The 22,493-nt window shown below is 62.8% G+C and carries 24 protein-coding genes; 6 read left to right on the forward strand and 18 right to left on the reverse strand.

Annotated features, from left to right (window positions below; all coding sequences use genetic code 11):
- Positions 1-203 precede the first annotated feature (203 nt).
- Entirely contained in the window at positions 204-758 is a 555-nt protein-coding gene (locus tag FV139_RS03485; protein WP_187276378.1) for a PilZ domain-containing protein, read from the forward strand.
- A gap of 34 nt (positions 759-792) precedes the next feature.
- Here FV139_RS03485 and queC read toward each other — a convergent pair whose 3' ends face one another.
- From queC to FV139_RS03565, 16 genes are all read right to left on the reverse strand, one after another.
- On the reverse strand, positions 793-1,470 hold the full coding sequence (gene queC / locus FV139_RS03490; protein ID WP_148066826.1) for a 7-cyano-7-deazaguanine synthase QueC: 678 nt from the start codon (positions 1,468-1,470) through the stop codon (positions 793-795).
- A gap of 2 nt (positions 1,471-1,472) precedes the next feature.
- On the reverse strand, positions 1,473-2,165 hold the full coding sequence (gene queE, locus FV139_RS03495; RefSeq protein ID WP_187276379.1) for a 7-carboxy-7-deazaguanine synthase QueE: 693 nt from the start codon (positions 2,163-2,165) through the stop codon (positions 1,473-1,475).
- 20 nt (positions 2,166-2,185) lie between these two features.
- Positions 2,186-3,133 (reverse strand): tol-pal system protein YbgF, encoded by a 948-nt coding sequence (gene ybgF / locus FV139_RS03500; RefSeq protein WP_148066827.1) that lies wholly within the window; start codon positions 3,131-3,133, stop codon positions 2,186-2,188.
- Positions 3,134-3,147: 14 nt separating this feature from the next.
- A complete protein-coding gene (pal, locus tag FV139_RS03505) occupies positions 3,148-3,672 on the reverse strand; it encodes a peptidoglycan-associated lipoprotein Pal (protein WP_148066828.1) in 525 nt (174 codons plus the stop codon).
- A gap of 54 nt (positions 3,673-3,726) precedes the next feature.
- Positions 3,727-5,013, reverse strand: coding sequence for a Tol-Pal system beta propeller repeat protein TolB (tolB, locus tag FV139_RS03510; RefSeq protein ID WP_148066829.1), 1,287 nt, complete (start codon positions 5,011-5,013; stop codon positions 3,727-3,729).
- A complete protein-coding gene (locus tag FV139_RS03515) occupies positions 5,013-5,774 on the reverse strand; it encodes an energy transducer TonB (RefSeq protein WP_148066830.1) in 762 nt (253 codons plus the stop codon). The genes tolB and FV139_RS03515 overlap by 1 nt, the downstream gene beginning before the upstream one ends.
- Positions 5,771-6,169 (reverse strand): protein TolR, encoded by a 399-nt coding sequence (gene tolR / locus FV139_RS03520; RefSeq protein WP_148067070.1) that lies wholly within the window; start codon positions 6,167-6,169, stop codon positions 5,771-5,773. The genes FV139_RS03515 and tolR overlap by 4 nt, the downstream gene beginning before the upstream one ends.
- Positions 6,170-6,208: 39 nt before the next feature.
- Positions 6,209-6,919, reverse strand: coding sequence for a protein TolQ (gene tolQ / locus FV139_RS03525; protein ID WP_148066831.1), 711 nt, complete (start codon positions 6,917-6,919; stop codon positions 6,209-6,211).
- Positions 6,920-7,351 (reverse strand): tol-pal system-associated acyl-CoA thioesterase, encoded by a 432-nt coding sequence (ybgC, locus tag FV139_RS03530; RefSeq protein ID WP_148066832.1) that lies wholly within the window; start codon positions 7,349-7,351, stop codon positions 6,920-6,922.
- Positions 7,348-8,415: a Holliday junction branch migration DNA helicase RuvB gene (gene ruvB / locus FV139_RS03535; protein WP_148066833.1), complete on the reverse strand. Its 1,068-nt coding sequence runs from the start codon at positions 8,413-8,415 to the stop codon at positions 7,348-7,350. Before ruvB ends, ybgC begins: the two co-directional genes overlap by 4 nt.
- A gap of 12 nt (positions 8,416-8,427) precedes the next feature.
- Positions 8,428-9,042: a Holliday junction branch migration protein RuvA gene (ruvA, locus tag FV139_RS03540; protein WP_148066834.1), complete on the reverse strand. Its 615-nt coding sequence runs from the start codon at positions 9,040-9,042 to the stop codon at positions 8,428-8,430.
- Between the two features lie 35 nt (positions 9,043-9,077).
- Positions 9,078-9,596: a crossover junction endodeoxyribonuclease RuvC gene (gene ruvC / locus FV139_RS03545; RefSeq protein ID WP_148066835.1), complete on the reverse strand. Its 519-nt coding sequence runs from the start codon at positions 9,594-9,596 to the stop codon at positions 9,078-9,080.
- A gap of 102 nt (positions 9,597-9,698) precedes the next feature.
- A complete protein-coding gene (locus tag FV139_RS03550; RefSeq protein ID WP_148066836.1) occupies positions 9,699-10,442 on the reverse strand; it encodes a YebC/PmpR family DNA-binding transcriptional regulator in 744 nt (247 codons plus the stop codon).
- 76 nt (positions 10,443-10,518) lie between these two features.
- Positions 10,519-12,297: an aspartate--tRNA ligase gene (gene aspS / locus FV139_RS03555; RefSeq protein WP_148066837.1), complete on the reverse strand. Its 1,779-nt coding sequence runs from the start codon at positions 12,295-12,297 to the stop codon at positions 10,519-10,521.
- 105 nt (positions 12,298-12,402) lie between these two features.
- Positions 12,403-12,690 (reverse strand): FmdB family zinc ribbon protein, encoded by a 288-nt coding sequence (locus FV139_RS03560; protein WP_148066838.1) that lies wholly within the window; start codon positions 12,688-12,690, stop codon positions 12,403-12,405.
- 203 nt (positions 12,691-12,893) lie between these two features.
- On the reverse strand, positions 12,894-13,358 hold the full coding sequence (locus FV139_RS03565) for an HU family DNA-binding protein (RefSeq protein WP_148066839.1): 465 nt from the start codon (positions 13,356-13,358) through the stop codon (positions 12,894-12,896).
- 299 nt (positions 13,359-13,657) lie between these two features.
- On the opposite strand from FV139_RS03565, the gene FV139_RS03570 reads away from it, so the two are divergent.
- Complete coding sequence (locus FV139_RS03570) at positions 13,658-15,370, forward strand: proline--tRNA ligase (RefSeq protein ID WP_148066840.1); 1,713 nt, start codon at positions 13,658-13,660, stop codon at positions 15,368-15,370.
- A gap of 44 nt (positions 15,371-15,414) precedes the next feature.
- Positions 15,415-15,978, forward strand: a complete 564-nt coding sequence (locus FV139_RS03575; protein WP_235898535.1) for a lytic transglycosylase domain-containing protein — start codon at positions 15,415-15,417, stop codon at positions 15,976-15,978.
- Between the two features lie 20 nt (positions 15,979-15,998).
- Here the strand turns inward: FV139_RS03575 and FV139_RS03580 are convergent, their stop codons facing one another.
- A complete protein-coding gene (locus tag FV139_RS03580; RefSeq protein WP_187276380.1) occupies positions 15,999-17,045 on the reverse strand; it encodes an AraC family transcriptional regulator in 1,047 nt (348 codons plus the stop codon).
- 178 nt (positions 17,046-17,223) lie between these two features.
- On the opposite strand from FV139_RS03580, the gene FV139_RS03585 reads away from it, so the two are divergent.
- Both FV139_RS03585 and FV139_RS03590 read left to right on the forward strand, forming a co-directional pair.
- Complete coding sequence (locus FV139_RS03585) at positions 17,224-18,069, forward strand: response regulator transcription factor (protein ID WP_148066843.1); 846 nt, start codon at positions 17,224-17,226, stop codon at positions 18,067-18,069.
- Between the two features lie 117 nt (positions 18,070-18,186).
- On the forward strand, positions 18,187-19,533 hold the full coding sequence (locus FV139_RS03590; RefSeq protein ID WP_148066844.1) for a glutamine synthetase family protein: 1,347 nt from the start codon (positions 18,187-18,189) through the stop codon (positions 19,531-19,533).
- Between the two features lie 60 nt (positions 19,534-19,593).
- Here the strand turns inward: FV139_RS03590 and FV139_RS03595 are convergent, their stop codons facing one another.
- Positions 19,594-20,985, reverse strand: a complete 1,392-nt coding sequence (locus FV139_RS03595) for an MATE family efflux transporter (RefSeq protein ID WP_148066845.1) — start codon at positions 20,983-20,985, stop codon at positions 19,594-19,596.
- A gap of 223 nt (positions 20,986-21,208) precedes the next feature.
- Here FV139_RS03595 and FV139_RS03600 point away from each other — a divergent pair, with 223 nt between their 5' ends.
- Positions 21,209-22,381, forward strand: a complete 1,173-nt coding sequence (locus FV139_RS03600; protein WP_148066846.1) for an acyl-CoA desaturase — start codon at positions 21,209-21,211, stop codon at positions 22,379-22,381.
- Positions 22,382-22,493: the final 112 nt, after the last annotated feature.

The following is a 22,493-nucleotide window of genomic DNA, read 5'->3' on the forward strand; positions in this document are numbered from 1 at the left end:
CCTACAGAAGCAGCATTTGTACATACCCGGCAGCAGACAATAATAAGCTAGCGTTCTGTAACATTTATAATTTAATAACTCAGAGTAATAACTGTGACCCAATCGACAGTTTTGCACTCCCACCCCGGCAATGCATTGCTCCCGGCTTTCGACTGAATACACTGGGCTTAACCCTCAACCAGACCGCCTCGGGAATTCTCGCCTTGGAACACCTACAATTTGGCAAATTGCGCATCTGCGACTCTGCACTGGGCATCCAGTTGGTGCCGACCGAGACCGACAATGCGGTCACGCAAATCGACACCGCCGATGTACCGGTGCTGATGGCATTCCTGCGGCGGCACCTGGAGCACAGTGCCAACCGCCGTAGCAGCGGCAGAATTCATCTCGCCGAACTGGCGGGCTCTGCCGCGGACGGCTTGTCAGTCACACTGATCAACAATGAAGGCTATGTATTTGCGACTCCTGTCGTTAACGTCTCACTCACCGGGCTTCTGCTGAGCGCACCGACACCCCCCGCGAAACCGGGAGAAATGGTGGATGCGATCATCGCACTCGAGGACAGGGAAGTGACCCTGCGCGGACAGGTCGTGAGAACGGAAGAAGCCGGACAACTGATTGCACTTCATTTTCCGGAATGCGTGGACCCCAACGGTGTGCTGTGCCCACCCGCAGCCCTGCGGGACATCTTCACCACCCTCGAAGCGTTGTGGCTGGAAAGAGAGCTCGGAGTGAAAGGGCGCCAGCCCGGGGTGTGACGAACGCAGTGCTCGTTCGGGACGAGCCGCGAGTTCAGGGCAGGTAGCGGGTCGGGTCTTCAACACCGGCCGCTACAAAACCCTCCCGCCGCAGCCGGCAACTGTCACAGCGGCCGCAGGCCAAACCCTCTTCTGTCGCCTGGTAGCAGGATACGGTCAGGGAATAATCGACACCGAGCGCGACGCCGGCCGTGATGATCTCATCCTTGCCCATATCCATCAGAGGAGCGTGAATGGTCAGCTTGTTGCCCTCTACTCCCGCTCGGGTGGCGAGATTGGCCATGGCCTCGAAGGCCGCGACATATTCAGGGCGACAGTCAGGGTAACCCGAGTAATCGACAGCATTGACCCCGATAAAGATATCGTTGGCGCCCAGCACCTCGGCCCAGCCGAGGGCAATCGACAGAAACACCGTGTTGCGCGCGGGCACATAGGTAATCGGGATACCCCCGGTTTCCTCTTCCGGTACATCGATGCTGGTATCGGTCAGGGCTGAACCGCCGATGCTGTCCAGGTTGAGTTTCACTACCTTGTGTTCGACATCCCCCAGCGCTTCGGAAACACGATCCGCGGCAACCAGTTCCGCCCGGTGGCGCTGGCCATAATCAAAACTGAGGGTGTAGCACTGGTAACCCTCACTGCGGGCCATGGCGAGCACCGTCGTTGAATCGAGGCCGCCGGACACCAGAATCACTGCGCGTTTATTGTTCATGATCAGTGCCCCGGCGCATCTTCCCACAGGTACTTGTGCAACTGGAGCTGCATCCGCACCGGCAGGTTATCTTCCAGAATCCACTCGGCGAGCTGGCGACCAGGCAAGGCGCCGTGGCTGGGGGAAAACAAGACATCAGAGACCCGGCCGGCAAGCTGGTATTCGTCGAGCTTGAAGCGCGCCCACTCATAGTCGCCCCGGTCACAGATCACGAACTTGACCTGGTCCCGGGGGTTCAGGTGCGCGATATTGCCGTAGTCATTGCGATGGACTTCCTCCGAGGCCGGCGTCTTCAGGTCCAGCACCTTGACTACCCGCGGGTCCACCCCGGCCACCGACAGTGCGCCGCTGGTTTCCAGCGACACCTCGTAACCGGCATCGCAAAGCTGACGGAGTAACGGCAGGCAGTTGGGCTGGGCCAGCGGCTCGCCGCCCGTTACCGTAACGTAGCGTGGTGCATAGGACGCCACACGGCCGGCTATGTGGTCGAGACTCATGATCTCGCCACCACTGAAGGCGTAGGCGGTGTCGCAGTAAACGCAGCGCAGGGGGCAACCGGTCAGACGCACGAACACCGTCGGCAGGCCCACGGTACGCGCCTCGCCCTGCAGGGAGTAGAAAATTTCAGTTATACGCAGCGCCGCTTCCACATCATTGGAAGGGGCGCCGTCGCTGGCGGGCAACGGCTCATTCATAGCGGGGGCTACTGAGGCGATCAGTAGTTTTCGTTGATGAAATCCTGGGCCAAACGGGCGGCGGCGTTGTTGCTGTCGCCGTACTCACGGACCACGCGATCGAGGTACTCGCGGGCTTTTTCCCGATTGCCCTTCATATAATGCACCCGGCCCAGCTTGTAGAGGGCGTCGGGGACCTTGGCATTGTCAGGGTACTCTTCCAGCAGCAACGTAAACGACTGGCGGGAGGACTCCAGGTCCGCCGGCTGTACCACCAGATAGAGTTCGCCGAGCCAGTAGTGTGCATTCGGCGCATAGCGGCCCGAAGGGTACTGCCGCAGGAAACCGCGAAACGCGGTCACCGCCTCATCGAACTGCTGGCCACGCACCAGTGCATAGGCACTGCGATAGGCGTCTGCCTCACCCGGTTGTTCCTTCACACTGGCAGCGCCGGTGCTCACGGTCGGGGTGCTATCGTCGGCCATCGCCGACGCGCCGGCAGCGCCAACGGCCACTGCACCGCCGGTGGTCAGGGAGCTGACCCGGCGATCGAGGTCGACGTAGCGTTCAAGGCTCTGTTCCTTGAGGGTGCGCAATTCGTGGGCCTGCTCTTCCACGATACCGTTCAGGCGCATGACTTCCTGCTGCAGCTGCTGCACTTTCAGCACCAACTGGCCGAGGTTATTGCTGCCACCGGAGGCCGCGGCGGAGGACGCCACAGGGGCCGGGGCACTCTGACCGATACTCGAACCTGCCGGAGCACTGTTCACCCCGTAACTCGTCGCCGGGTAGGAGCGAGCCGGCTGCGGGCTGCTGTAGGGATCACGGGCAGGCGTGGTGGAGGCCGGGGCGCTGACGCTGCCCTGCTCCTGGGCACGACGCTCCGCCTCGACGTCGATGTAATCCTGTGCCTGAACCGTAAAGCAGAACGGGCTGGCCACCAGGGCCAGCCCGCTCACGGCAAGCAGTCTGCTTACGCTTTGACGCATTGTGTTTACCGCTGTTACTTCAGCTCAACGCGACGGTTCTGAGACCAGTTGGACTCACCGGAACCGTAGGCCACGGGCTGTTCTTCACCGTAGCTGACCGTCTCGATGCGGTAGCTGGCGATGCCGTTGGCTACCATGTAGTCGCGCACAGAGTTGGCACGGCGCTCACCGAGGGCCATGTTGTACTCACGGGTACCGCGCTCGTCGGTGTGACCTTCCAGACGGACAGTCTTGTCGTTGGTGCTCAGCAGGGCAATGTGCGCATCAACCATGCGCTGGGCGTCCGCGGTCAGGTTGGAGCTGTCGAACTCGAAGTAGAAGACGTTGCCAACGGCGTCTACTGCGTCCTGAAGGACGCGAGCCTGGCGCTCGGCTTCGGCACGAGCAGCGCGATCGGCTTCTTCGGCCGCGGCTGCCGCGGCGGCTGCCGCCGCAGCTGCGTCGTCTGCTTCCTTGGTGTCGCTGCTGCTACAAGCCACCAGGAATGCCGCCGTGAACAGCAGCGTAAGCGCCTTTCCGGCAACATTGATGTGTTTCATATTCCTATCCTTACAGTATGTAGTCATTGATCTGATGATCTGTTTATACCGCTATCAGCGGCTCATATAAGGTGACCACGCCGGCTCCCTGACATCGCCTTCGCGTGCCGGCAGCCGAAACTTTACGCCCCCGTCTACAGAAACCGCGGCCAAAATGCCGCGATCTCCTGACTTCGTTGCGTACAATACCATAGAGCCATTGGGTGCGATACTCGGACTTTCGTCCAGTTCCGTGGAGGTGAGCACCTGCATCCGGTTGGTTACCAGATCGTAGATCGCGATGTGGAATCGCCCGTTACTTTGGTGCACTACCACCACGTTGCGACCGTCCTGGGCCACCCTGGCGCGGGCGTTATAGGCGCCCTCGTAGGTTACCCGCTCGGTCGTGCCGCTGCGCAGATCATAGCGGTAAATTTGCGGCCGTCCACCACGGTCAGATGTGAAAAGTAACGACTTTCCATCGGGCATCCAGGTGGGCTCGGTATCGATGGCGTAGTGCCGGGTAATCCGGGTCAGGCGCTTGCTCGCCAGGTCCATCAGGTAGAGGTCCGGGCTGCCGTCCTTGGACAGCACCATGGCCATGGTTTTGCCGTCAGGCGACCAGGCCGGCGAGCTGTTGAGGCCCTTGAAATTGGTCAACTGCTCGCGCTGCCCGGTAGCCAGGTTCTGGCGAAAGATGGCCGGCCGGGTGGTCTCGAACGATACATAGGCGATCTCGCTGCCGTCGGGGGACCAGCTGGGCGCCAGAATCGGCTCGCGGGACTCCAGCAGCACAATCGGCCGGGCGCCGTCGGAATCCGCCAGGGTCAGGCGATAGTAGTCCTTGCCGGTGGGATTGCGGGTCACAGACACATACAGCAGGCGGGTGGCGAATGCGCCGGGGATGCCGGTGAGCTTCTCGTAGATCTTGTCACTGACCCGGTGAGCCAGCATCCGCGCCTCGCTGGCCGGGCCGGTTTCCGTGCCGTCGAACACCTTGGCCTGGCGGTTGACGTCAAACAGCTCGTACTCGATCCGCATCTGCTCGGTACCGGAGACCCGGCCGATCAACAGGTACTCGGCGCTGATGGCGCGCCAGTCGCGATAGAACACTTCCTTTTCCGTGCTCGGCCGGCCGAGCATGTCCCGGCGATCCACCGGGGCAAACTGCCCGCTGCGGGCGAGGTCGCCCTGGACCACCTGGGCGATATCCTCCGGCGCCGTTCCGCCCCCCTGCCAGGCAAAAGGCGACACCGCAATGGCGGTGGGGTTGTCGACACCCTGGGTGATCTCGATCACCAACTCCGCCCGGGCGCCCAGGGTTACCAATGTAAGTACGAGGCTCAGTATTATCCGTGTCATCAGTATCGCAGGTCCTCTGGTCGGAACAGCAGGCGGAATCGCCTGAAGGTTTCTTCAAATTTACGCGGCGGCAGCTTTTTCAGTTCGGGGAAACTGCCCGCCTTTTCAACCGCATTGATGGCTGAGTTATCAAAGGCGGTGTTGCCGCTGCTTTTCAGCACCGTCACGCTGACAATTTCCCCGGTGGGAATCAGCTGCAACTGTAGCAGGACTTCCATGCCGTTGCGGGCGCTCGGCGGGCGACTCCAGTAGCCGATCACCGTGCGCTGGATCAGGGCGGCGAAGCTGGCCGCCATTTCATCGGCAGTCACCGCAGCCTGGGCCGCCTCCTCCTGGGCCATGGTGCGCGCCATGTCCTCGCGCTGCTGGCGCAGGAGGTCCTCGCGGCTGGGGCCGGGGTCAGGCTTTTTCTCTACGGGTTTGGGCTGCGGCTTCGGCTCGACCTTTTTTTCCACCGGCTTCGGCGCCGGCTTCTTGGTCTCGACCGGCTTCGGCTTCGGTGCCGGCTTGGGCTTGGGCTTGGGCTTGGGCGCGGCCGGCTTCGGCTGTTCCACCGGCTTAGGCTTGGAAATCTCGCTGATATCCACCAGCTTGGCGTCGATCGCCTTGGGGATCACCTTGGCGACAATTACCTTCTCCTCGAACAGGTCCCAATTGGCGGTCAACAGATAGATCACCAGGCCGTGGAGGAAAAGGGTGGCCAGGGTCGGCCGCAGCACGATGCGCGGCTGGACGGGCCTGGCGTAGATCGACGTGTTCACTGGGGCGGCTCGGGGTTCTCGGTCACCAGGCCGACGCTGGGCGCACCCGCTTCCTGCAGGGCCGCCATCAGGGTCACCACGGTACCGTACGCCACCGCCTTGTCACCCCAGACCAGCACCGGCTTCTCCGGTGTCCGCCGCATCACGGTGGAGACCCGCTCGCGAACGGTGGCCAGGCTCAGTACCTGTTTTTCGTCACCGAGGTTGAGAAACAGCTGACCGCTGGCATCCACGGAGACGATCAGCGGTTCACTGTCCTGGTCCTCCACCGGCTCGGCGCTGGCCTCCGGTAGTTCGACTTTCACTCCCTGCATCAGCATGGGCGCGGTCACCATGAAGATGATCAGCAGTACCAGCATCACGTCGATGTAGGGCACCACGTTGATCTCGGCCATGGGCCGGTGCTTTTTATTGGACCTCCCCACGATGCGCTCCTATCCCGCCTTCTGCTCGCGGGACCGCAGGGCGTAGGCCTGGCGGTAGAGAATGCTGGAGAACTCGTCGACAAAGGTGTCGTAGCGGTTGGTGAACATATCCACCTTGGCGGCGAAGCGGTTGTAGGCCATCACCGCCGGAATCGCGGCAAACAGGCCCATCGCGGTGGCCACCAGCGCCTCGGAAATCCCGGGGGCGACCGTGGCCAGGGTGGCCTGGGTGGCATTGGCGAGCCCGCGGAAGGAGTGCATGATGCCCCACACCGTCCCGAACAGGCCGATATAGGGGCTGGTTGAGCCCACCGAAGCGAGGAAGGGCAGGTGCCGCTCGAGACGCTCCTCTTCACGCAGCATGGCGACCCGCATCACACGGCGGGAGCCCTCGATCACCGCCTCCGAGTCCATGCCCTGCTGCTGGGCCAGGCGGGAAAACTCCTTGAAGCCGGCCCGGAAGATGCTCTCCATGCCGACGATAGTGTGGCCCTCTGCCGCGCGCTCATTGCCCTCGCGATAGAGCTGGGAGAGGTCGATGCCCGACCAGAACTGCTCCTCGAAGCGGATCATGTCGTCCTGCGAGTTACGAAAATAGATGATGCGCTGCACGATCATGTACCAGGACACCATTGACGCCATCAGCAGTATGCCCATCACCAGTTGCACGGTGAGGCTGGCATGCAGCACCAGGTCAATCAAACTCAGTTGTTCTTCCACTCAGACTTCCCCTTCAGTCCCGGCGGCCTGCTGTATCCGCAGCCGTTCCAGCATCTCCCGCGGCAGGCGCCGCGGCTTCACTCCCGCGCGATCGACACAGGCGATGGTCACTTCGCCCTCGGCCAGTGGCCGGCCGTCGCGCTTTACGCTTTGATGTAAACGCATGGTGGCCCCCCGCAATTCCCTTATTGTGGCGGTGGCCTCCAGTTCGTCATCCAGTTGCGCCGGCAGCAAGTACTTTACCGCTACATCGCGCACCACGAACATCAGGTCGTGGTTGAAAATATAATCCTTGCCGAAACCCAGCGAACGCATCATCTCGGTACGCGCCCGCTCCATGAATTTCAGGTAGTTTACGTAATACACGATGCCGCCGGCATCGGTGTCTTCTATGTAGACTCGCAGCTTATAGGAAAATTCCGCGTCACTCACGACTCGCCTGGCTCCGCACCTGTGCCCAGGTCGAGCACCAGGTTGGCATCCTGCTGCCCGGCCCGTGGTGCCGGCAGTCCAAAGTGCAGGTAGGCATTGCGGGTCACCATGCGTCCACGGGGGGTCCGCACCATGTAGCCCTGCTGGATCAGGTAGGGTTCCAGCACGTCCTCGATGGTGCCGCGCTCCTCGGAGATGGCCGCCGCCAGGCTGTCCACGCCCACCGGGCCGCCATCGAACTTCTCGATCATCGCCAGCAACAGGCGCCGGTCCTGGTGATCGAAACCGCGGTTGTCGACGCTGAGCATATCCAGCGCTTTATCGGCCACCTCCGCGGTGATCGTACCGTCGGCCTTTACCTCGGCAAAATCCCGCACCCGGCGCAGCAGGCGGTTGGCGATCCGCGGCGTACCCCGGGCCCGGCGGGCGATCTCCGCCGCCCCGGCGGCTTCGATGCCAATGCCGAGAATGTTGGCGGAGCGCTCAACGATATGCGCCAGATCCCCCACCTGGTAAAACTCCAGGCGCTGCACGATGCCAAATCGATCCCTGAGGGGCGAGGTCAGCAGGCCCGCGCGGGTCGTGGCGCCCACCAGGGTGAAGGGCGGCAGATCCAGCTTGATAGAGCGCGCCGCCGGTCCCTCGCCGATCATGATATCGAGCTGGTAGTCCTCCATCGCCGGATACAGCACTTCTTCCACGTAGGGGCTGAGGCGGTGAATCTCGTCGATAAACAGCACGTCGCCAGGTTCGAGGTTGGTCATCAGGGCGGCAATGTCACCGGCCTTCTCCAGCACCGGGCCGGAGGTGGTCTTGAGGGACACACCCATTTCGTTGGCGATAATGGTCGCCAGGGTGGTCTTGCCGAGGCCGGGGGGGCCGAATATCAGGGTGTGGTCCAGCGGTTCGCCGCGCCCGCGCGCCGCCTCGAGAAAGATCGACATCTGGTCGCGCACCGTAGGCTGGCCCACGTATTCGGCGAGCGTCTTCGGGCGGATGGCGCGATCCTGGGCGTCCTCGCGCTCGCGCGCTTCGGGGGCGATAAGGCGGTCGGTTTCAATCACGTCGGAATACCTTTACCCGGCAACCATGGATTTCAGCGCGCGGCGAATCAGCTCTTCACTGTTCTCCACGCTGTCATCGTTGACAGCTGCCACCGCCCGGCTGGCCTCTGCGGGCTTGTAGCCCAGGGCAATCAGTGCGCCCTCGGCGTCGGCAATCTTGTCCGTGGGCCGAGGGGTCGGGGCGATCCCCGCGCTGGCGCTGTCGTCGCCCATCTCCTCCAGCCAGCCCTTGAGCTTGTCACGCATTTCCACCAGCAGGCGCTCGGCGGTTTTCTTGCCAACGCCAGGCAAGGCCACCAGGGACGAGATGTCGCCCTGCTGCACACAGCGGGCAAAACTGGTGGCATCCATTCCGGAGAGAATGGTCAGCGCCAGCTTGGGCCCGACCCCGCTAACCCGGATCAGTTGCCGGAACAGGCCGCGGTCGCGCTCATCGATAAAACCATAGAGTTGCTGTGCGTCTTCGCGCACAGCGAAGTGGGTCACCAGCGTCACTTCGGTGCCCAGCGAGGGCAACTGAAACAGGGTGGTCATGGGCACCTGCAGCTCGTAACCCACGCCGGCCACCTCCACGAGGATATCCGGGGGTTGCTTGTGAACGAGTGTGCCGCGAATCCTGCCGATCATAGACTGCTTCTTTTTTACCTTGCTGTGAGCCGCGCTTAACGCAGGCGTCGCCGGCGCACCGAGGTGGCGCCGGCCATATTGATCATACTTTGTTGCGTGTGGGCATGACACAGGGCCGCCGCCAGGGCGTCGGCCGCGTCCTCCTGGGGCTCCGCCGGCAGACGCAATAACACCTTCACCATGTGCTGCACCTGGGCCTTGTCAGCGGCGCCGGTACCCACTACCGACTGCTTGATCTGGCGGGCCGAATACTCTGACACTGCCAGTTGCTGCGCAACACAGGCGACAATGGCGGCACCCCGGGCCTGCCCCAACTTGAGGGCCGAGCCGGCACTTTTGGCCATGAACACCTGTTCGATGGCAAGCTGCTGGGGGCAGTGAGTTTCGATGAGCTCGGTGACGCTCTGGTGAATGATACCCAGGCGCTCGGGCAGTTCACCGGCAGGAAGGCGGATGACACCGGAGGTAATGTAGCCGGCCCGACCGCCCTCGAACTGGATGATGCCGAAGCCGGTTTTCCGTGAGCCGGGGTCTATCCCCAGGATGACCGCCATAGTTTGCGCTGCCCGCTGCCCTGTCTGTTTATTCTGTACATATATACAGCATCAGGCTTCCGGGCGCACTACCCGAAGCCTTTGCTGGCAGCAAAAAAGCCGTCAGAGGCTGGCGTAAACTTCGTCGGGGATATCGGCGTTGGTGTAGACGTTCTGGACGTCATCCAGGTCTTCCAGCGCATCGACCAGGCCCAGCACCGAGGTGGCGCTGTCCAGATCCAGAGGCACGGTGGTCGAGGCCACCATGGTGACTTCACCCCCCTCGGGAACCAGGTCGGCGGACTCAAGGGCATCCTTCACCGCGGTGAACTGCTCCCAGGGCGTGGTGACATCGATGGAGCCGTCGTCATTGGACTCGATATCCTCGGCGCCGGCATCCAGTGCAACGTCCATGACAGATTCCTCGTCGACCCCGGGGGCAAAGCTGATCTGGCCCTTCTTGGTGAACAGGTAGGCAACGGAACCGTCGGTGCCGAGGTTGCCGCCGCGCTTGGTGAAGGCATGTCGCACCTCCGCCACCGTGCGATTGCGGTTATCGGTCATCACCTCCACCAGCACCGCCACACCGCCGGGGGCATAACCCTCGTAGGTAAGCTCGTCCATGTTGTCGGCGTCGTTGCTGCCGGCACCGCGAGCGATAGCGCGCTCGATGGTGTCCTTGGTCATATTGGCGCCCAGCGCCTTGTCCATGGCCGTGCGCAGCCGCGGATTGTCTTCCGGTAGCGGGCCGCCCTGCTTGGCAGCCACCACCAGTTCGCGGATCAGTTTGGTAAAGACTTTTCCCCGCTTGGCGTCCTGAGCCGCCTTGCGGTGCTTGATATTGGCCCACTTGCTATGGCCAGCCATGCGCGTCTCTCCTCATTTATACCGTTTACTGAAGGGCAGCCCGGCCACCCGCGGTCGCGCCCACTCCCGGCGCGACCTACTCGCCCTGCTCCTGCTGCTTCTGGCGCAGGCGGATATTCAGCTCGCGCAGCTGCTGGGCACCGACCTCGCCAGGCGCGTCGGTCATGACACAGGCCGCGGTCTGGGTTTTGGGGAAGGCGATCACTTCGCGGATGGACGCTGCCCCGGTCATCAGCATCACCAGGCGGTCGAGGCCGAAGGCCAGGCCACCGTGGGGCGGCGCACCGTATTGCAGGGCATTGAGCAGGAAACCAAATTTCTCTTCGGCCTCCTCCTGGCCAATACCCAGCAGGGTGAACACCGCTTCCTGCATGTCGCGCTGGTGGATACGGACACTGCCGCCACCCAGCTCGGTACCGTTGAGCACCATGTCGTAGGCCCGGGACAGTGCCTCGCCGGGGTTTGCCTGCAGCTCTTCCGGGCTGCAGGAGGGAGCGGTGAAGGGGTGGTGCAGCGGGGTCCAGCCACCGTTGCCATCGTCCTCGAACATCGGGAAGTCCACCACCCACAGGGGCGCCCAGCCTTCGGCCACCAGGCCCTGGTCCTCGGCCACCTTCAGGCGCAGGGCACCGAGGGACTCGTTGACCACGCCGGTCTTGTCGGCGCCAAAGAAAATAATATCGCCGTCTTTGGCTTCCAGGCGCTCCATCATCTGGTTCACGACCTCGTCGGGCATGAACTTGAGGATGGGGGACTGCAGGCCCTCGATACCGGCCGCCAGGTCGTTGACCTTGATCCAGGCCAAGCCCCGGGCGCCAAAGATGGAGACGTACTTGGTGTAATCGTCGATTTCCTTGCGGCTGATGCTGGCACCGCCCGGTACTTTTAGCGCAGCGACCCGGCCGTTGGGGTCGTCGGCGGGTCCGCGGAAGACCTTGAAGTCCACTTGTTGCATCAGGTCGTCGATACTGACCAGCTCCATTGCGATGCGCAGGTCCGGCTTGTCGGAACCAAAGCGCTCCATGGCCTCGGCATAGGTCATGTGCGGGAACTCACCCAGTTCGACGTCCAGCACATTCTGGAACAGCTCCCGGATCATGCGCTCGGTAATCCCCATGATCTCTTCCTCGCCGAGGAAGGAGGTCTCGATGTCGATCTGGGTAAATTCCGGCTGGCGATCGGCACGCAGGTCCTCATCCCGGAAACACTTGGCCACCTGGTAGTAGCGGTCGAAGCCCGACACCATCAGCAGCTGCTTGAACAGCTGGGGCGACTGGGGCAGTGCGAAAAAGTGCCCGGGATGGGTCCGGCTCGGCACCAGGTAATCGCGGGCGCCTTCCGGAGTGGCCCGGGTCAGGATCGGGGTTTCGATGTCGAGGAAACCCTCACGGTCCAGGAATTGGCGTACCGCGGAGGTGATACGCGCCCGCAGCATCAGTTTGTTCTGCATCTCCGGGCGGCGCAGGTCCATGTAGCGATGCTTGAGGCGGACATCCTCGCCCACGGCAGTGTGCTCGTCGAGCTGGAAGGGAGGTGTGGCGGCAGAATTGAGGATTTCCAGCTCTTTGCCGAGCACCTCGATCTCACCGGTAGCCATATTCGGGTTGACGGTACCCTCGCCGCGGGCACGCACCCGGCCGGTCACCTTCAACACATATTCACTGCGAACACGGTCGGCCCGCTGGAAGTGCTCTTCGGTGTCCGGGTCGAAAACCACCTGGACAATACCTTCACGGTCGCGCAGATCGAGGAAAATGACACCCCCGTGGTCGCGGCGACGGTCCACCCACCCGCAGAGGGTAACGGTTTCGTCGATGTTGCCGGTGCCAAGGGCGCCACAATAATGACTGCGCATAACTCAGGATTCCATTGCTTGTCAGGTGAGGCCCGTCATTGCAGGCCCAGGATCATCGGGATTGGCCACTTTTGGCCGTTTCAGGCCGAGCCGAGCCGGGCCACGTCAGGCCGGGCTGCTCTCGCCGCCACTGCTTTTGCTGCTACCACTGTCGCTCTTGGCGGCAGGGGCCGCCCCGTCGCTGCCACCGCCAGCCAGGTTCTTCTTGCTGCCGGTCTTGAAGTCGGTCTCGTACCAGCCACCGCCCTTGAGCCGGAATCCGGCCGCGGAAATCTTCTTCTTGAGCTCCGCTTTGCCACAGGCAGGGCAGTCCTGCAGTGGCGCATCACTGATTTTTTGCAGCGCCTCGTGGGGTTTGCCACAGGCTTGGCACTGGTATTCGTAAATAGGCATGTGGTTTGCTCGCCGCTGGAACGATGACAACAGAGAAAAATCGAGGCGCGGATTTTACCCCATGGAGGGAAACAGGCCAAGAAGTGTGCAGAAAGGGAATTTCAGGGGGGAGTCAGCCCGCCGCGCTGCCAGAGACCTGCGCGGGGCCGGAGTTCGCTCCCCCGCGGGCAAGGGCCGCGGGGAAACGGGGGGGGGAACGCGCCTCAGGAGGCGGCGAATTCCTTCATTTTCTTCAGCGGACGCACTTTAACCGCGACGCTGGCCGGCTTGGCCTTGAAGGTGGTTTCTTCACCAGTGAAGGGGTTGATGCCCTTGCGCGCTTTGCGAGCGGGCTTCTTCACAGTGGTGATTTTCATCAGGCCAGGCAGAGTGAACTCACCCACGGAACGCTTCTTGATGCTGCGCTCGATCAGCAATTCCAGTTCACCAAACACATCGCCCACCTGCTTCTTGGACAGCCCGGTGGTTTCGGCAATATTGGCAACGATCTGGCTCTTGGTCATTTTGTCCTTGAGCGCAGTAGCGGCCTTTTTAGCCGGCGCGGCTTTCTTGGCTACGGCTTTTTTAGCCGGAGCTTTTTTCACTGCTGCCTTCTTGGCCGGAGCTTTTTTGGCCGCTGCTTTTTTGGCCGGAGCCTTTTTCTTAGCTGCTGCTTTCTTGGTAGCCATGTTGTATGCAACCTTCCTTCGTTAAGAGTGAGTGTTATGCCTGCCCCGCCCCCCGTACTGCGGAAACAGCGCCAACGCCAGGCACGCACAAATGTATAAAACATGAAAAGCTGCAATACAAGCGTTTTAGAAGCAATCTGCGTAAATAAACCCTATTTTTTCAGGTGTGAGAGCCGTTTCACCTTCTCAATTGCTCACCACTCCTCTGCAGCGGCAGACTCCAACCTGGCCGCGCTGTACCGAAATCGCGTTCAGACGTAGAATACACGCCCCTTTTTTTACTTCTCACTGGACCCACCATGCGCACCTCCGAGTACCTGATTACCACTCTCAAGGAGACCCCCGCGGACGCCGAAGTCATCAGCCACCAACTCATGTTGCGGGCCGGCCTGATTCGCAAACTCGCCTCCGGACTCTACACCTGGCTGCCACTTGGCCTGAAGGTATTGCGCAAGGTCGAAAATGTAGTGCGCGAGGAAATGGAAGCGGCTGGCGCACTGGAAGTGAGCATGCCGGTAGTGCAGCCGGCAGAGCTATGGCAGGAATCCGGCCGCTGGGAACAGTACGGCCCGGAGCTGCTGCGCATCCAGGACCGCCACAGTCGCGACTTCTGCCTGGGCCCTACCCATGAAGAAGTCATCACCGATATCGTGCGCAACGAGATAAAAAGCTACAAGCAACTACCGCTGAACCTGTTCCAGATCCAGACCAAGGTGCGAGACGAAATCCGCCCGCGCTTTGGCATCATGCGCTCGCGCGAATTCCTGATGAAGGACGCCTACTCTTTCCACGCCGACCACGCCTCGCTGGAACAGACTTACCAGGTCATGCACCGCAGCTACAGCAATGTGTTTACCCGTCTCGGCCTGGAATTCCGCCCGGTCATTGCCGATACCGGCAGCATCGGCGGTAGCGCCTCCCACGAATTCCACGTACTGGCCAATTCCGGCGAAGACGATATCGCCTTCAGCAACCAGAGCGATTACGCCGCCAACGTGGAAATGGCCGAGGCCGTCGCCCCGGCGGGCGAGCGCCCTGCCCCGTCTGCCGACATGGCCGAGGTGGCGACTCCCGGCGTCAAAACCATCGAAGACCTGGCTGTGTTCCTCGATGTCGATGCCGCCACCACGGTGAAGACCCTGGTGGTAGCCGGTGAAGAGGAAGGCGAACTGGTGGCCCTGGTACTGCGCGGCGATCACAGCCTGAACGAAATCAAGGCCGAGAAACTGGCGGGCATCGCCAATCCCCTGCAAATGGCGGAGGAAGCCGATGTGCGCAAGGCGCTGGGCGCCGGGTTCGGCTCCCTGGGCCCAGTGGGACTGTCCATTCCCGTTATCGTCGATCGCAGTGCGGCCCACCTCGCGGACTTTGTCTGCGGCGCCAACCGCGACGAAGTTCACCTGAGCGGCGTGAACTGGGAGAGGGACTGCCCCCTGGCGCGGGTGGAGGACCTGCGCGAAGTGGTCGAGGGCGACCCCAGCCCGGACGGCCAGGGTCAGTTGCAGATCAAGCGCGGCATCGAGGTCGGCCACATTTTCCAGCTGGGCACCAAATACAGCGAAGCCATGAATGCCAGTGTGCTGGACGAAAATGGCAAGAGCGTCACCATGAGCATGGGTTGCTACGGCATTGGCGTCAGCCGCATCGTGGCCTCGGCCATCGAGCAGAATCACGACGACAAGGGCATCATCTGGCCGGCGGCAATGGCCCCCTTCGAGCTGGTCATCGTGCCGCTGAACATGCAGAAATCCGAAGCTGTCGCCGAGTGCGCGCAGTCCCTCTACCAGCAGTTCCGGAAAGCCGGCGTCGACGTGTTGCTGGACGATCGCAACGAGCGCCCGGGCGTGAAGTTCGCTGACATGGAGCTGATCGGCATACCCCACCGCATCGTAGTGGGCGATCGCGCCCTGGCGGAGGGCCAGCTGGAATACAAGGGGCGCCGCGACGAGGAGCCGGCATTGCTGGCACGCGACGATACCTTCGATACGGTAATGGCGAAGCTGGGACGCTGAGCGTGCTGCGGCGCCAGCTTCGCCGCAGCGGCCTCGCCCTGTTGCTGGGCGGGCTTTGGCTCCCCTTCGTCGTCGCCCAGCCGAGTGACCCCCAGGAGCGTGCCGAGTTGCGGCAGTTCCTGGAAAGCACCATCAGCAGCAGTGACAGTTTCGACGATCGTTACGACGCCGAGGTCTGGCTGGTGGATATGTCCGCACGCCTGACCCGCTTCGTCGATGACCCGGCACAGCGGCTTGAATTGCTGCGCCAGGTACACGCCGCGGCCTCCCGGGCCGAACTGCCACCCGAACTGGTCCTGGCCGTCATTGAAGTGGAGAGCCACTTCGACCGCTTTGCCGTGTCTCGGGTGGGCGCCCAGGGCATGATGCAGGTCATGCCCTTCTGGAAAAACGAGATCGGGCGCCCGGGCGACAACCTCACCGACAACCTCACCAACCTGGAATACGGCTGCCGCATCCTGCAGTTCTACCTGCAGCGGGAAGACGGCCACCTGCACCGGGCCCTGGCGGCCTACAACGGCAGCAGTGGCAGTAAACGCTACAGCAACAAGGTGAGAAGCGCCTGGAAGACCCGCTGGCGCACTGAGCCACTCTACTGGGCTCCCTGAGCCGACGCCCGAATTGGGCGCTACAAGTCCTGGAGGCGGAATGCCCCCGGGGATTCACCCGTCCATTTCTTGAACGAGCGGTGAAACGCGCTGGGATCGGAGAAACCGACCCGTTCCGCCACTTCACTCACCGTCACCCCCTCCTGCTGTAACAGGGCGATGGCCTGGTCCCGGCGGGCGTTGTCCTTGATCCGTTGATAGGAGGTCCCCTCCCGCTCCAGGCGCCGCCGAAGGGTTCGGGCAGACATATTGAGCAGGCCGGTCAATTCCTCGAAGCTCGGCATTTCACAGCGGAAGTCCTCGCCCAACAGTTCGCGGATGCGGTGGGTAATGCTCAGGGCACTGGGTTTGGGCGCCACCACCAGATAGTAGGGTGCTTCACGCAGGTAACGGCACAGGTCCGCCTCGGTGCGCACCAGCTCCGCCTCCAGATGGCGCACGGAAAACACCACGGCGTTGTCCTTTGCCCCGAAGGTGACCGGGCAGGGAAAGAAGTGCCGCAACTCCCGCGACTCCGCCGGCGCAGAGGCAGCACAGCGGGCACTGACAATGTCGATGTGCTGGCCAATCAGCCAGCCGCAGAAACGCAGCCACACCGCCAGACCACAGAGCAGTCGCTGCTGGGCCCGGTCCGACCCGGCCATCCAGTAGCGCAGGGTCGCCTCGCGGAGTTCTTCGTCGACCTCGAGTGAGTTGACCACCTCCCGGTCCCGGGGCAGGCGGCAGCAGCGATTGAATTCCATTGCCCGATGCAGGGCCGAACCCAGGCTGGGGCTGCCCAGCACGCTGTAGGCCAGCAGGCGGGCGGTACCCGCCGGGGTCGGGCCGTCGGGCATGCTGCCCCCGGCCTCGTCATCGAGCAACCTGAACAGGGCACTGGCAAGGCGTGAATAGCTCTGGGCCGAGTTGGGGCGGGTGGCACTGCAGCCGCGGAGCGGGTCAAAGGGAAAGGCGGCCGCACGCAGCAGTGACTCGCGCTCGCAACCAGCGGCTTCGCCCTGGGCCAGCAGCGCTTCTATGAAGCCGGCAGGCACCGTGTCCCGCACGGGGATATCACCGAATCTCATGAGAGACCATCCATTTCCAACAGTAGGGGCAGTGTATAGCCCCTTCAGTCGGGCCCGAAAGCCCCGTTTTACAAGCAGTTGAACCGGCCGCGCGTTTCGCGGAATGCCCCCGGGAATTGACATCGACATACCGGCTCCCCACACTGGGCCCTCGGGGGCGCGACTTCATAACAGCAAGATGACAACGATAAGCCAGCTGAGCAAATGGAATCGGGACATTTCACTCGCCATCAGTGCGCTGGGCACTGACCGCTTCTTCCCCGCCCTGGTGGACGCGGTGCGGGGACAGGTCCACATCGATTATCCGCAGATCTGGCTCTACCACCGGGACCTTCCCCCCCGGGTGCTTTATCACGAGATCCCCCCCAGGGCAGTCGCCTCCCAGATCGACCAGTACCTCGAGGGCCCCTACCGGGAAGATCCGTTCTACCAGGCATCGATGAACCAGCCCCGGGCCAAGATCTACCGTCTCTCGCGCATCACCCACAACAAGCTCAGGGAATCGCCCTACTACCAGGACTACTACGCCGACACCGGCACCGTCGACGAGGCGGTCTACCTGGCGCGCCTGCACGCGGGGAACGTGATTAACCTCAGCATGATGCGGCTGCCCCAGAACGGCGAATTCAGCGACGACGAGTACGAAAACCTCTACCTGCTGGCGGAGCCGGTCTCGGAACTGCTCAAGCGGCACTCCGAGCACCACGATTTCGCGGTGACCAACCTGATACAGCCGGGCATCAACCACCAGATTGACCTGGCGTTCCGCACCTTCGGCGCCTCACTCTTGTCGCCACGGGAAAAAGCCGTGCTGGAGATGATGCTCAGGGGCTATGGCACCGACACCTCTGCCGAGAAACTGGAGATCGCGGTGGAAACCGTGCGCAGGCACCGCAAGAGCATCTACCGCAAACTCGACGTCAGCTCCCAGACGGACCTCTTTTCCCTGTTCATCAATGCCATGAGTTGCCTGGGTGAGGCCGCTGGCGACGACCCGCTCAGCGTTTACATGGCGCCGCGCTAGGGCTCACTCGAGGCAGGTGAACGGTCGCGGGTTGGGTGGCAAGCTGCCCAATCCGGGGTATTGAGCAATGCGGGAGCGACTGTAATAGTCATGACTACCCATCACGCTGGAGCCCCGATGTCCCTGGAAGCCGACTGGTTCTTGCGGGCCCATCCCGAAATCAACACGATCGAGGCTCTGCTCCCCGATCTCAACGGCGTCATGCGCGGAAAATGGGTACCACGACACAAACTCGGCAAAATTTTCGAAGGTGAGCTCAAGCTGCCCAAAACCGCCCTCAGCCTCGACATCTGGGGCAGGGACGTCGAGGAGCTGGTGTTTGCCTTTGGCGATGCCGATGGCATCTGCCGGCCGGTGGAAGGTTCCCTGCTGCCCACTCCCTGGGCCTCCGGCGGCAATCACGGGCAGATCATGCTCTCCATGTTCGAGGCCGACGGCACCCCCTACCTGGGCGACCCCCGCCATGTCCTGAAACAGGTGGTCTCACGCTTCCAGGAAGCGGGCTGGACACCAGTGGTGGCGGCGGAACTCGAATTCAGCCTGGTCAATATGACCGATGGGCAGGCCAGCCACAGCTGCCCTGCCCCCGCCGGCGGCCTCCCGGTGGGCGGCAACATGTACGGCCTGGACGTGCTCAACCAGCACCACGAAATGATGGAAGACCTGCGCCTGGCCTGTGAAATACAGGACCTGCCCTTCGACGGCGTGGTCAAGGAATCCGCGCCCTCCCAGTACGAAATCAATATGCAGCACGTGGACAACCCGGTGCTGGCGGCCAAGCAGATCATGATGATGAAGCGGCTGATCAAGGGCGTCGCCGCCAAGTACAACCTGGTGGCCAGCTTCATGGCCAAACCCTTCGAGGACGAGGCCGGCAACGGCATGCACGTGCACTGCAGCCTGCTGGACGAGAACGGCGTCAATGTCTTCGATGACGGCACCGAGCGCGGCACCGCCCTGCTCCACCACGCGATCGCCGGTTGCCTGCGCCACATGCCCGAATCGGTGGCGATCTTCGCGCCCAGCTACAACGCCTATCGCCGCTTCCAGCCCGGCTCCCACGCCCCCATCTACCCGACCTGGGGCTATGAAAACCGGACCGTAGCGGTTCGGGTGCCTGCGGGCAGCCACGCCTCCCGACGGCTGGAGCACCGGGTGGCCGGTGCCGACGCCAATCCCTACCTGCTGTTCGCCGTCATCCTGGGGGCCATGTTCGAGGGGATGGAGCAGAAAATCCCCGCGCCGAAGCCCACCAGCGGCGACGGCTACAGCGTACAGGGCGTACCGGCCCTGCCGGTGTACATGCACGACGCCCTGGAGCAGTTTCGCAACTCTGACTTCATTCGCGACGCCCTGGGCGGCGAACTGCAGCGCATTTTCAGTCTCACCAAGACCCAGGAAATAGAGGAGTTCCGGCGCCGGATCTCGCCGCTGGAATTACAGAGCTACCTGGAACGGCTGTAGCAGCGCCGCAACCGAACAACGGCGCCCGGCTCAGGGGTGCCCGGCTGAGGGGCGCCCGGCTCAGGAGTGCCCGGCCGAGGGGCGCCCGGCCGAGGGGTGCACGGTCCCGGGTGATGCCAGAGGCACGTAGTCTCGCTGCAACCGGTTGACCAGCGCGAAGGATGCACTGGTCCCCAGCAAGCCGAACACCGCCATCCCCAACGCCTCCCCCGCGAGCACACCCGGGGCGCCGTACCAGCGGGCACCGAAGTACACCGCGGGTACGATTCCCAGCAAGACCTTGCCGAAATTGAACGCCGTGGCCCAGTGGGGGTGATGCAGGTTGTTGAAGCTGGCATTGGCCACGAACAGGCTGCCATTGAAGAAGAAGGCCCACACCAGCATGTGGCAGTACAACAGGATCAATTCCGCCGCCGCGGGCTCGGCGGAGAAGGCCGAGACAATCAGTTCGCTGCCGGTCCACAGCAGGATCCAGACCAGCACCACATAACCGGCATTGAACAGCAGGGCGTTCACCAGGGTTTCGCGTACGCGGTCGTAAAGCCCCGCGCCAGCATTCTGGCCGATGATCGGCCCTACCGCCCCGGAGAGCGCAAACACCGCGGCAAAGGCCACCGGCGTGATGCGGCCGAGGATGGCAGCCCCGGCCACAGCGCCGTCACCGAACTGGGACATGGTGCGCAGGACGAAGCTGTTGCCAATCGGCGTGGCCAGGTTGGTGAGCACCGCGGGGCCGGCAATGGCCAGCAGCGGCCGGAGGTCGGCCCGAAATTCGGTGAGGGTGCTGGGCCGCGGCAGGTGGTGCACATGGACCAGCGCGCGCCAGGCCACCACCAGCACCGCCCAGCGACTGACAACAGAGGCCAGGGCAGCGCCCTCCAGCCCCCAACCAAAGCCAAAGATAAAGATCGGGTCCAGTGCGGCATTGACGGCAGAGCCAATCAGGGTCGCCCACATGGAGCGACGGGCATCGCCGATGGCGCGCACCCCGGCGGCGGCGCTCATGCCCAGCACCATCACCGGAATGTTCGGCAGCAGGATACCGCCGTAACTCACCGCATATTCGAGAGCGGGCCCGTGGGCACCCAGCAGGAGCAGCAACTCGCGCAGGTAGAACCAGGCCACCAGGCTGATGACCGTGGATACCGCCACGCTGAACCACAGGCCGTTACTGCAATAGCGGCCGGCAAGATCGCGCTGGTGGGCGCCCTCGGCACGCGCGACGAGTGCGCCCAGGGCGATCTGCAGGCCGATACTCACCGACACCAGGAAATAGATGAGGGTACCGGCGTAACCCACCGCCGCCACCAGGGAGTGGTCGTCCAGCAGGGTGAGGAAGTACATGTCCACCAGGTCGACGCCGAACATGGCGATCAGGCCGGTCGCAGCCGCAGCGGTCATGGCCAGTACGTGGCGCATGGTGGAGCCCCGGGTGAACTTCGCCTGGGTCATGTAGTTCCTCAGTGGTGGAGACGATGAACATAGCGGACGCCGGGGCCCGCAGCGAGGGTGCATGATACTGCAAAACGGCGGCCAACGCGGGCCGCGCTGCGTGGCGCCGAAAGTCATGGCTCTGGCGCGTTTGAGCTGCCACACTGGATGTTGACGCGGGAGACATTAGCCCGCCATTTGGTTACCATTTGCCCCCGAGATATAGCCGAGGTTTGCCTCCGCAATGAGCACCCCCAACACCAAACCGCCCCTTAACCGTGTCAATGTCGCCATTTTCGTGGGTCTGCCCCTGGCCGCCCTGATCCTGGTACCCCTGTGGGGCATCTACCACGGTTACGACAGCTTCCAGTGGCTGTGGGCGCTGGCCTTCCTGTACCTGAACGGCATGTCGATCACCGGCGGCTACCACCGCCTCTGGGCGCACAAGTCCTTCGACGCCCACCCGGCCCTGAAGTGGTTCTTCGCCCTCTGGGGTGCCGGCGCCCTGCAGAACAGCATCCTGATCTGGTCCTCAGATCACCGCCGACACCACCGCCACGTGGATGACGATCACCTGGACCCCTACTCCGCCAGCCGCGGCCTGTGGTTCAGCCACATGGGCTGGATGCTGCGCCAGTACAAAAACCACGAACCGGACTTCAGCAACGCCCGCGACCTGCAGCGTGACCCGATCGTGATGTTCCAGCATAACCACTACGTGGCCCTGACCGTGTTCATGAACGTGGGCCTGCCGCTGCTGCTGGGCATCTGGCACGGCGATGTGATCGGCACCGTACTGCTGGTGGGCCTGCTGCGCCTGATCGTCAATCACCATGTGACCTTCTTTATCAACTCGCTGGCGCACTACTGGGGCAGCCGCCCCTACACCGAGACCAACAGCGCCCGGGACAACGGCTTCCTGGCCTTCCTCACCTACGGCGAGGGTTACCACAACTATCACCACATCTTCCAGAAGGACTACCGCAACGGTATCCGCTGGTACCAGTGGGATCCCACCAAGTGGATGATCAACCTGTGCTCACGCCTCGGCCTGGCCAGCAACCTGAGCCGTGTACCGAACTTCAAGATCCAGCGCGCCATCCTCGACACCCAGTTCGAGCGCGCCCGCCGCAAACTGGCCCGGGCCGACAACAGTGAACCCCTGCTCGCCAGCCTGGAGCGCGAGTACCAGCTGTTCACCGAGTCGGTAAACCAGTGGAAGGCCCTGCAGGCGGAGCGCTATGAGCGCAAGGTCGCGGAACTGGAAGGCGCCATCGAGGAGCGCAAGGCCGCCCTGCTCAAGAAGTGGGAAACCGCTGCCCTGCGCACCAAGTTCAAGGAACTGGAGTACTCCCTGAAGATGCAGCGCAAGCGCGTCGCCATGCTGGTACAACAGGTACAGCTACAGGCTGCCTGACCACTCGTGCGGGGCGCTCTCCGGCGCCCCAGGCACCACCCTCCCCCGGCCATCACGGCCGACTGCTGCTGATCCAAAGTCCCGCTTTAGCCGTAACTGTGCCCAGTGCATA

Source organism: Parahaliea maris, assembly GCF_008064665.1.
GTDB classification, from domain to species: Bacteria; Pseudomonadota; Gammaproteobacteria; order Pseudomonadales; family Halieaceae; genus Parahaliea; species Parahaliea maris.

What these genes read in the sequence shown, in the direction of transcription:
- FV139_RS03550 (WP_148066836.1), bottom strand. Translation starts at nt 10,442, where the DNA reads ATGGCTGGCCATAGCAAGTGGGCCAATATCAAGCACCGCAAGGCGGCT.
- FV139_RS03580 (WP_187276380.1), bottom strand. Translation starts at nt 17,045, where the DNA reads ATGAGATTCGGTGATATCCCCGTGCGGGACACGGTGCCTGCCGGCTTC.
- tolB (WP_148066829.1), bottom strand. Translation starts at nt 5,013, where the DNA reads ATGACACGGATAATACTGAGCCTCGTACTTACATTGGTAACCCTGGGC.
- ybgF (WP_148066827.1), bottom strand. Translation starts at nt 3,133, where the DNA reads ATGCGTCAAAGCGTAAGCAGACTGCTTGCCGTGAGCGGGCTGGCCCTG.
- queC (WP_148066826.1), bottom strand. Translation starts at nt 1,470, where the DNA reads ATGAACAATAAACGCGCAGTGATTCTGGTGTCCGGCGGCCTCGATTCA.
- FV139_RS03570 (WP_148066840.1), top strand. Translation starts at nt 13,658, where the DNA reads ATGCGCACCTCCGAGTACCTGATTACCACTCTCAAGGAGACCCCCGCG.
- tolR (WP_148067070.1), bottom strand. Translation starts at nt 6,169, where the DNA reads ATGGCCGAGATCAACGTGGTGCCCTACATCGACGTGATGCTGGTACTG.
- FV139_RS03595 (WP_148066845.1), bottom strand. Translation starts at nt 20,985, where the DNA reads ATGACCCAGGCGAAGTTCACCCGGGGCTCCACCATGCGCCACGTACTG.
- queE (WP_187276379.1), bottom strand. Translation starts at nt 2,165, where the DNA reads ATGAATGAGCCGTTGCCCGCCAGCGACGGCGCCCCTTCCAATGATGTG.
- ruvA (WP_148066834.1), bottom strand. Translation starts at nt 9,042, where the DNA reads ATGATCGGCAGGATTCGCGGCACACTCGTTCACAAGCAACCCCCGGAT.
- ruvC (WP_148066835.1), bottom strand. Translation starts at nt 9,596, where the DNA reads ATGGCGGTCATCCTGGGGATAGACCCCGGCTCACGGAAAACCGGCTTC.
- pal (WP_148066828.1), bottom strand. Translation starts at nt 3,672, where the DNA reads ATGAAACACATCAATGTTGCCGGAAAGGCGCTTACGCTGCTGTTCACG.
- FV139_RS03565 (WP_148066839.1), bottom strand. Translation starts at nt 13,358, where the DNA reads ATGGCTACCAAGAAAGCAGCAGCTAAGAAAAAGGCTCCGGCCAAAAAA.
- FV139_RS03585 (WP_148066843.1), top strand. Translation starts at nt 17,224, where the DNA reads ATGACAACGATAAGCCAGCTGAGCAAATGGAATCGGGACATTTCACTC.
- FV139_RS03560 (WP_148066838.1), bottom strand. Translation starts at nt 12,690, where the DNA reads ATGCCTATTTACGAATACCAGTGCCAAGCCTGTGGCAAACCCCACGAG.
- FV139_RS03590 (WP_148066844.1), top strand. Translation starts at nt 18,187, where the DNA reads ATGTCCCTGGAAGCCGACTGGTTCTTGCGGGCCCATCCCGAAATCAAC.
- aspS (WP_148066837.1), bottom strand. Translation starts at nt 12,297, where the DNA reads ATGCGCAGTCATTATTGTGGCGCCCTTGGCACCGGCAACATCGACGAA.
- FV139_RS03600 (WP_148066846.1), top strand. Translation starts at nt 21,209, where the DNA reads ATGAGCACCCCCAACACCAAACCGCCCCTTAACCGTGTCAATGTCGCC.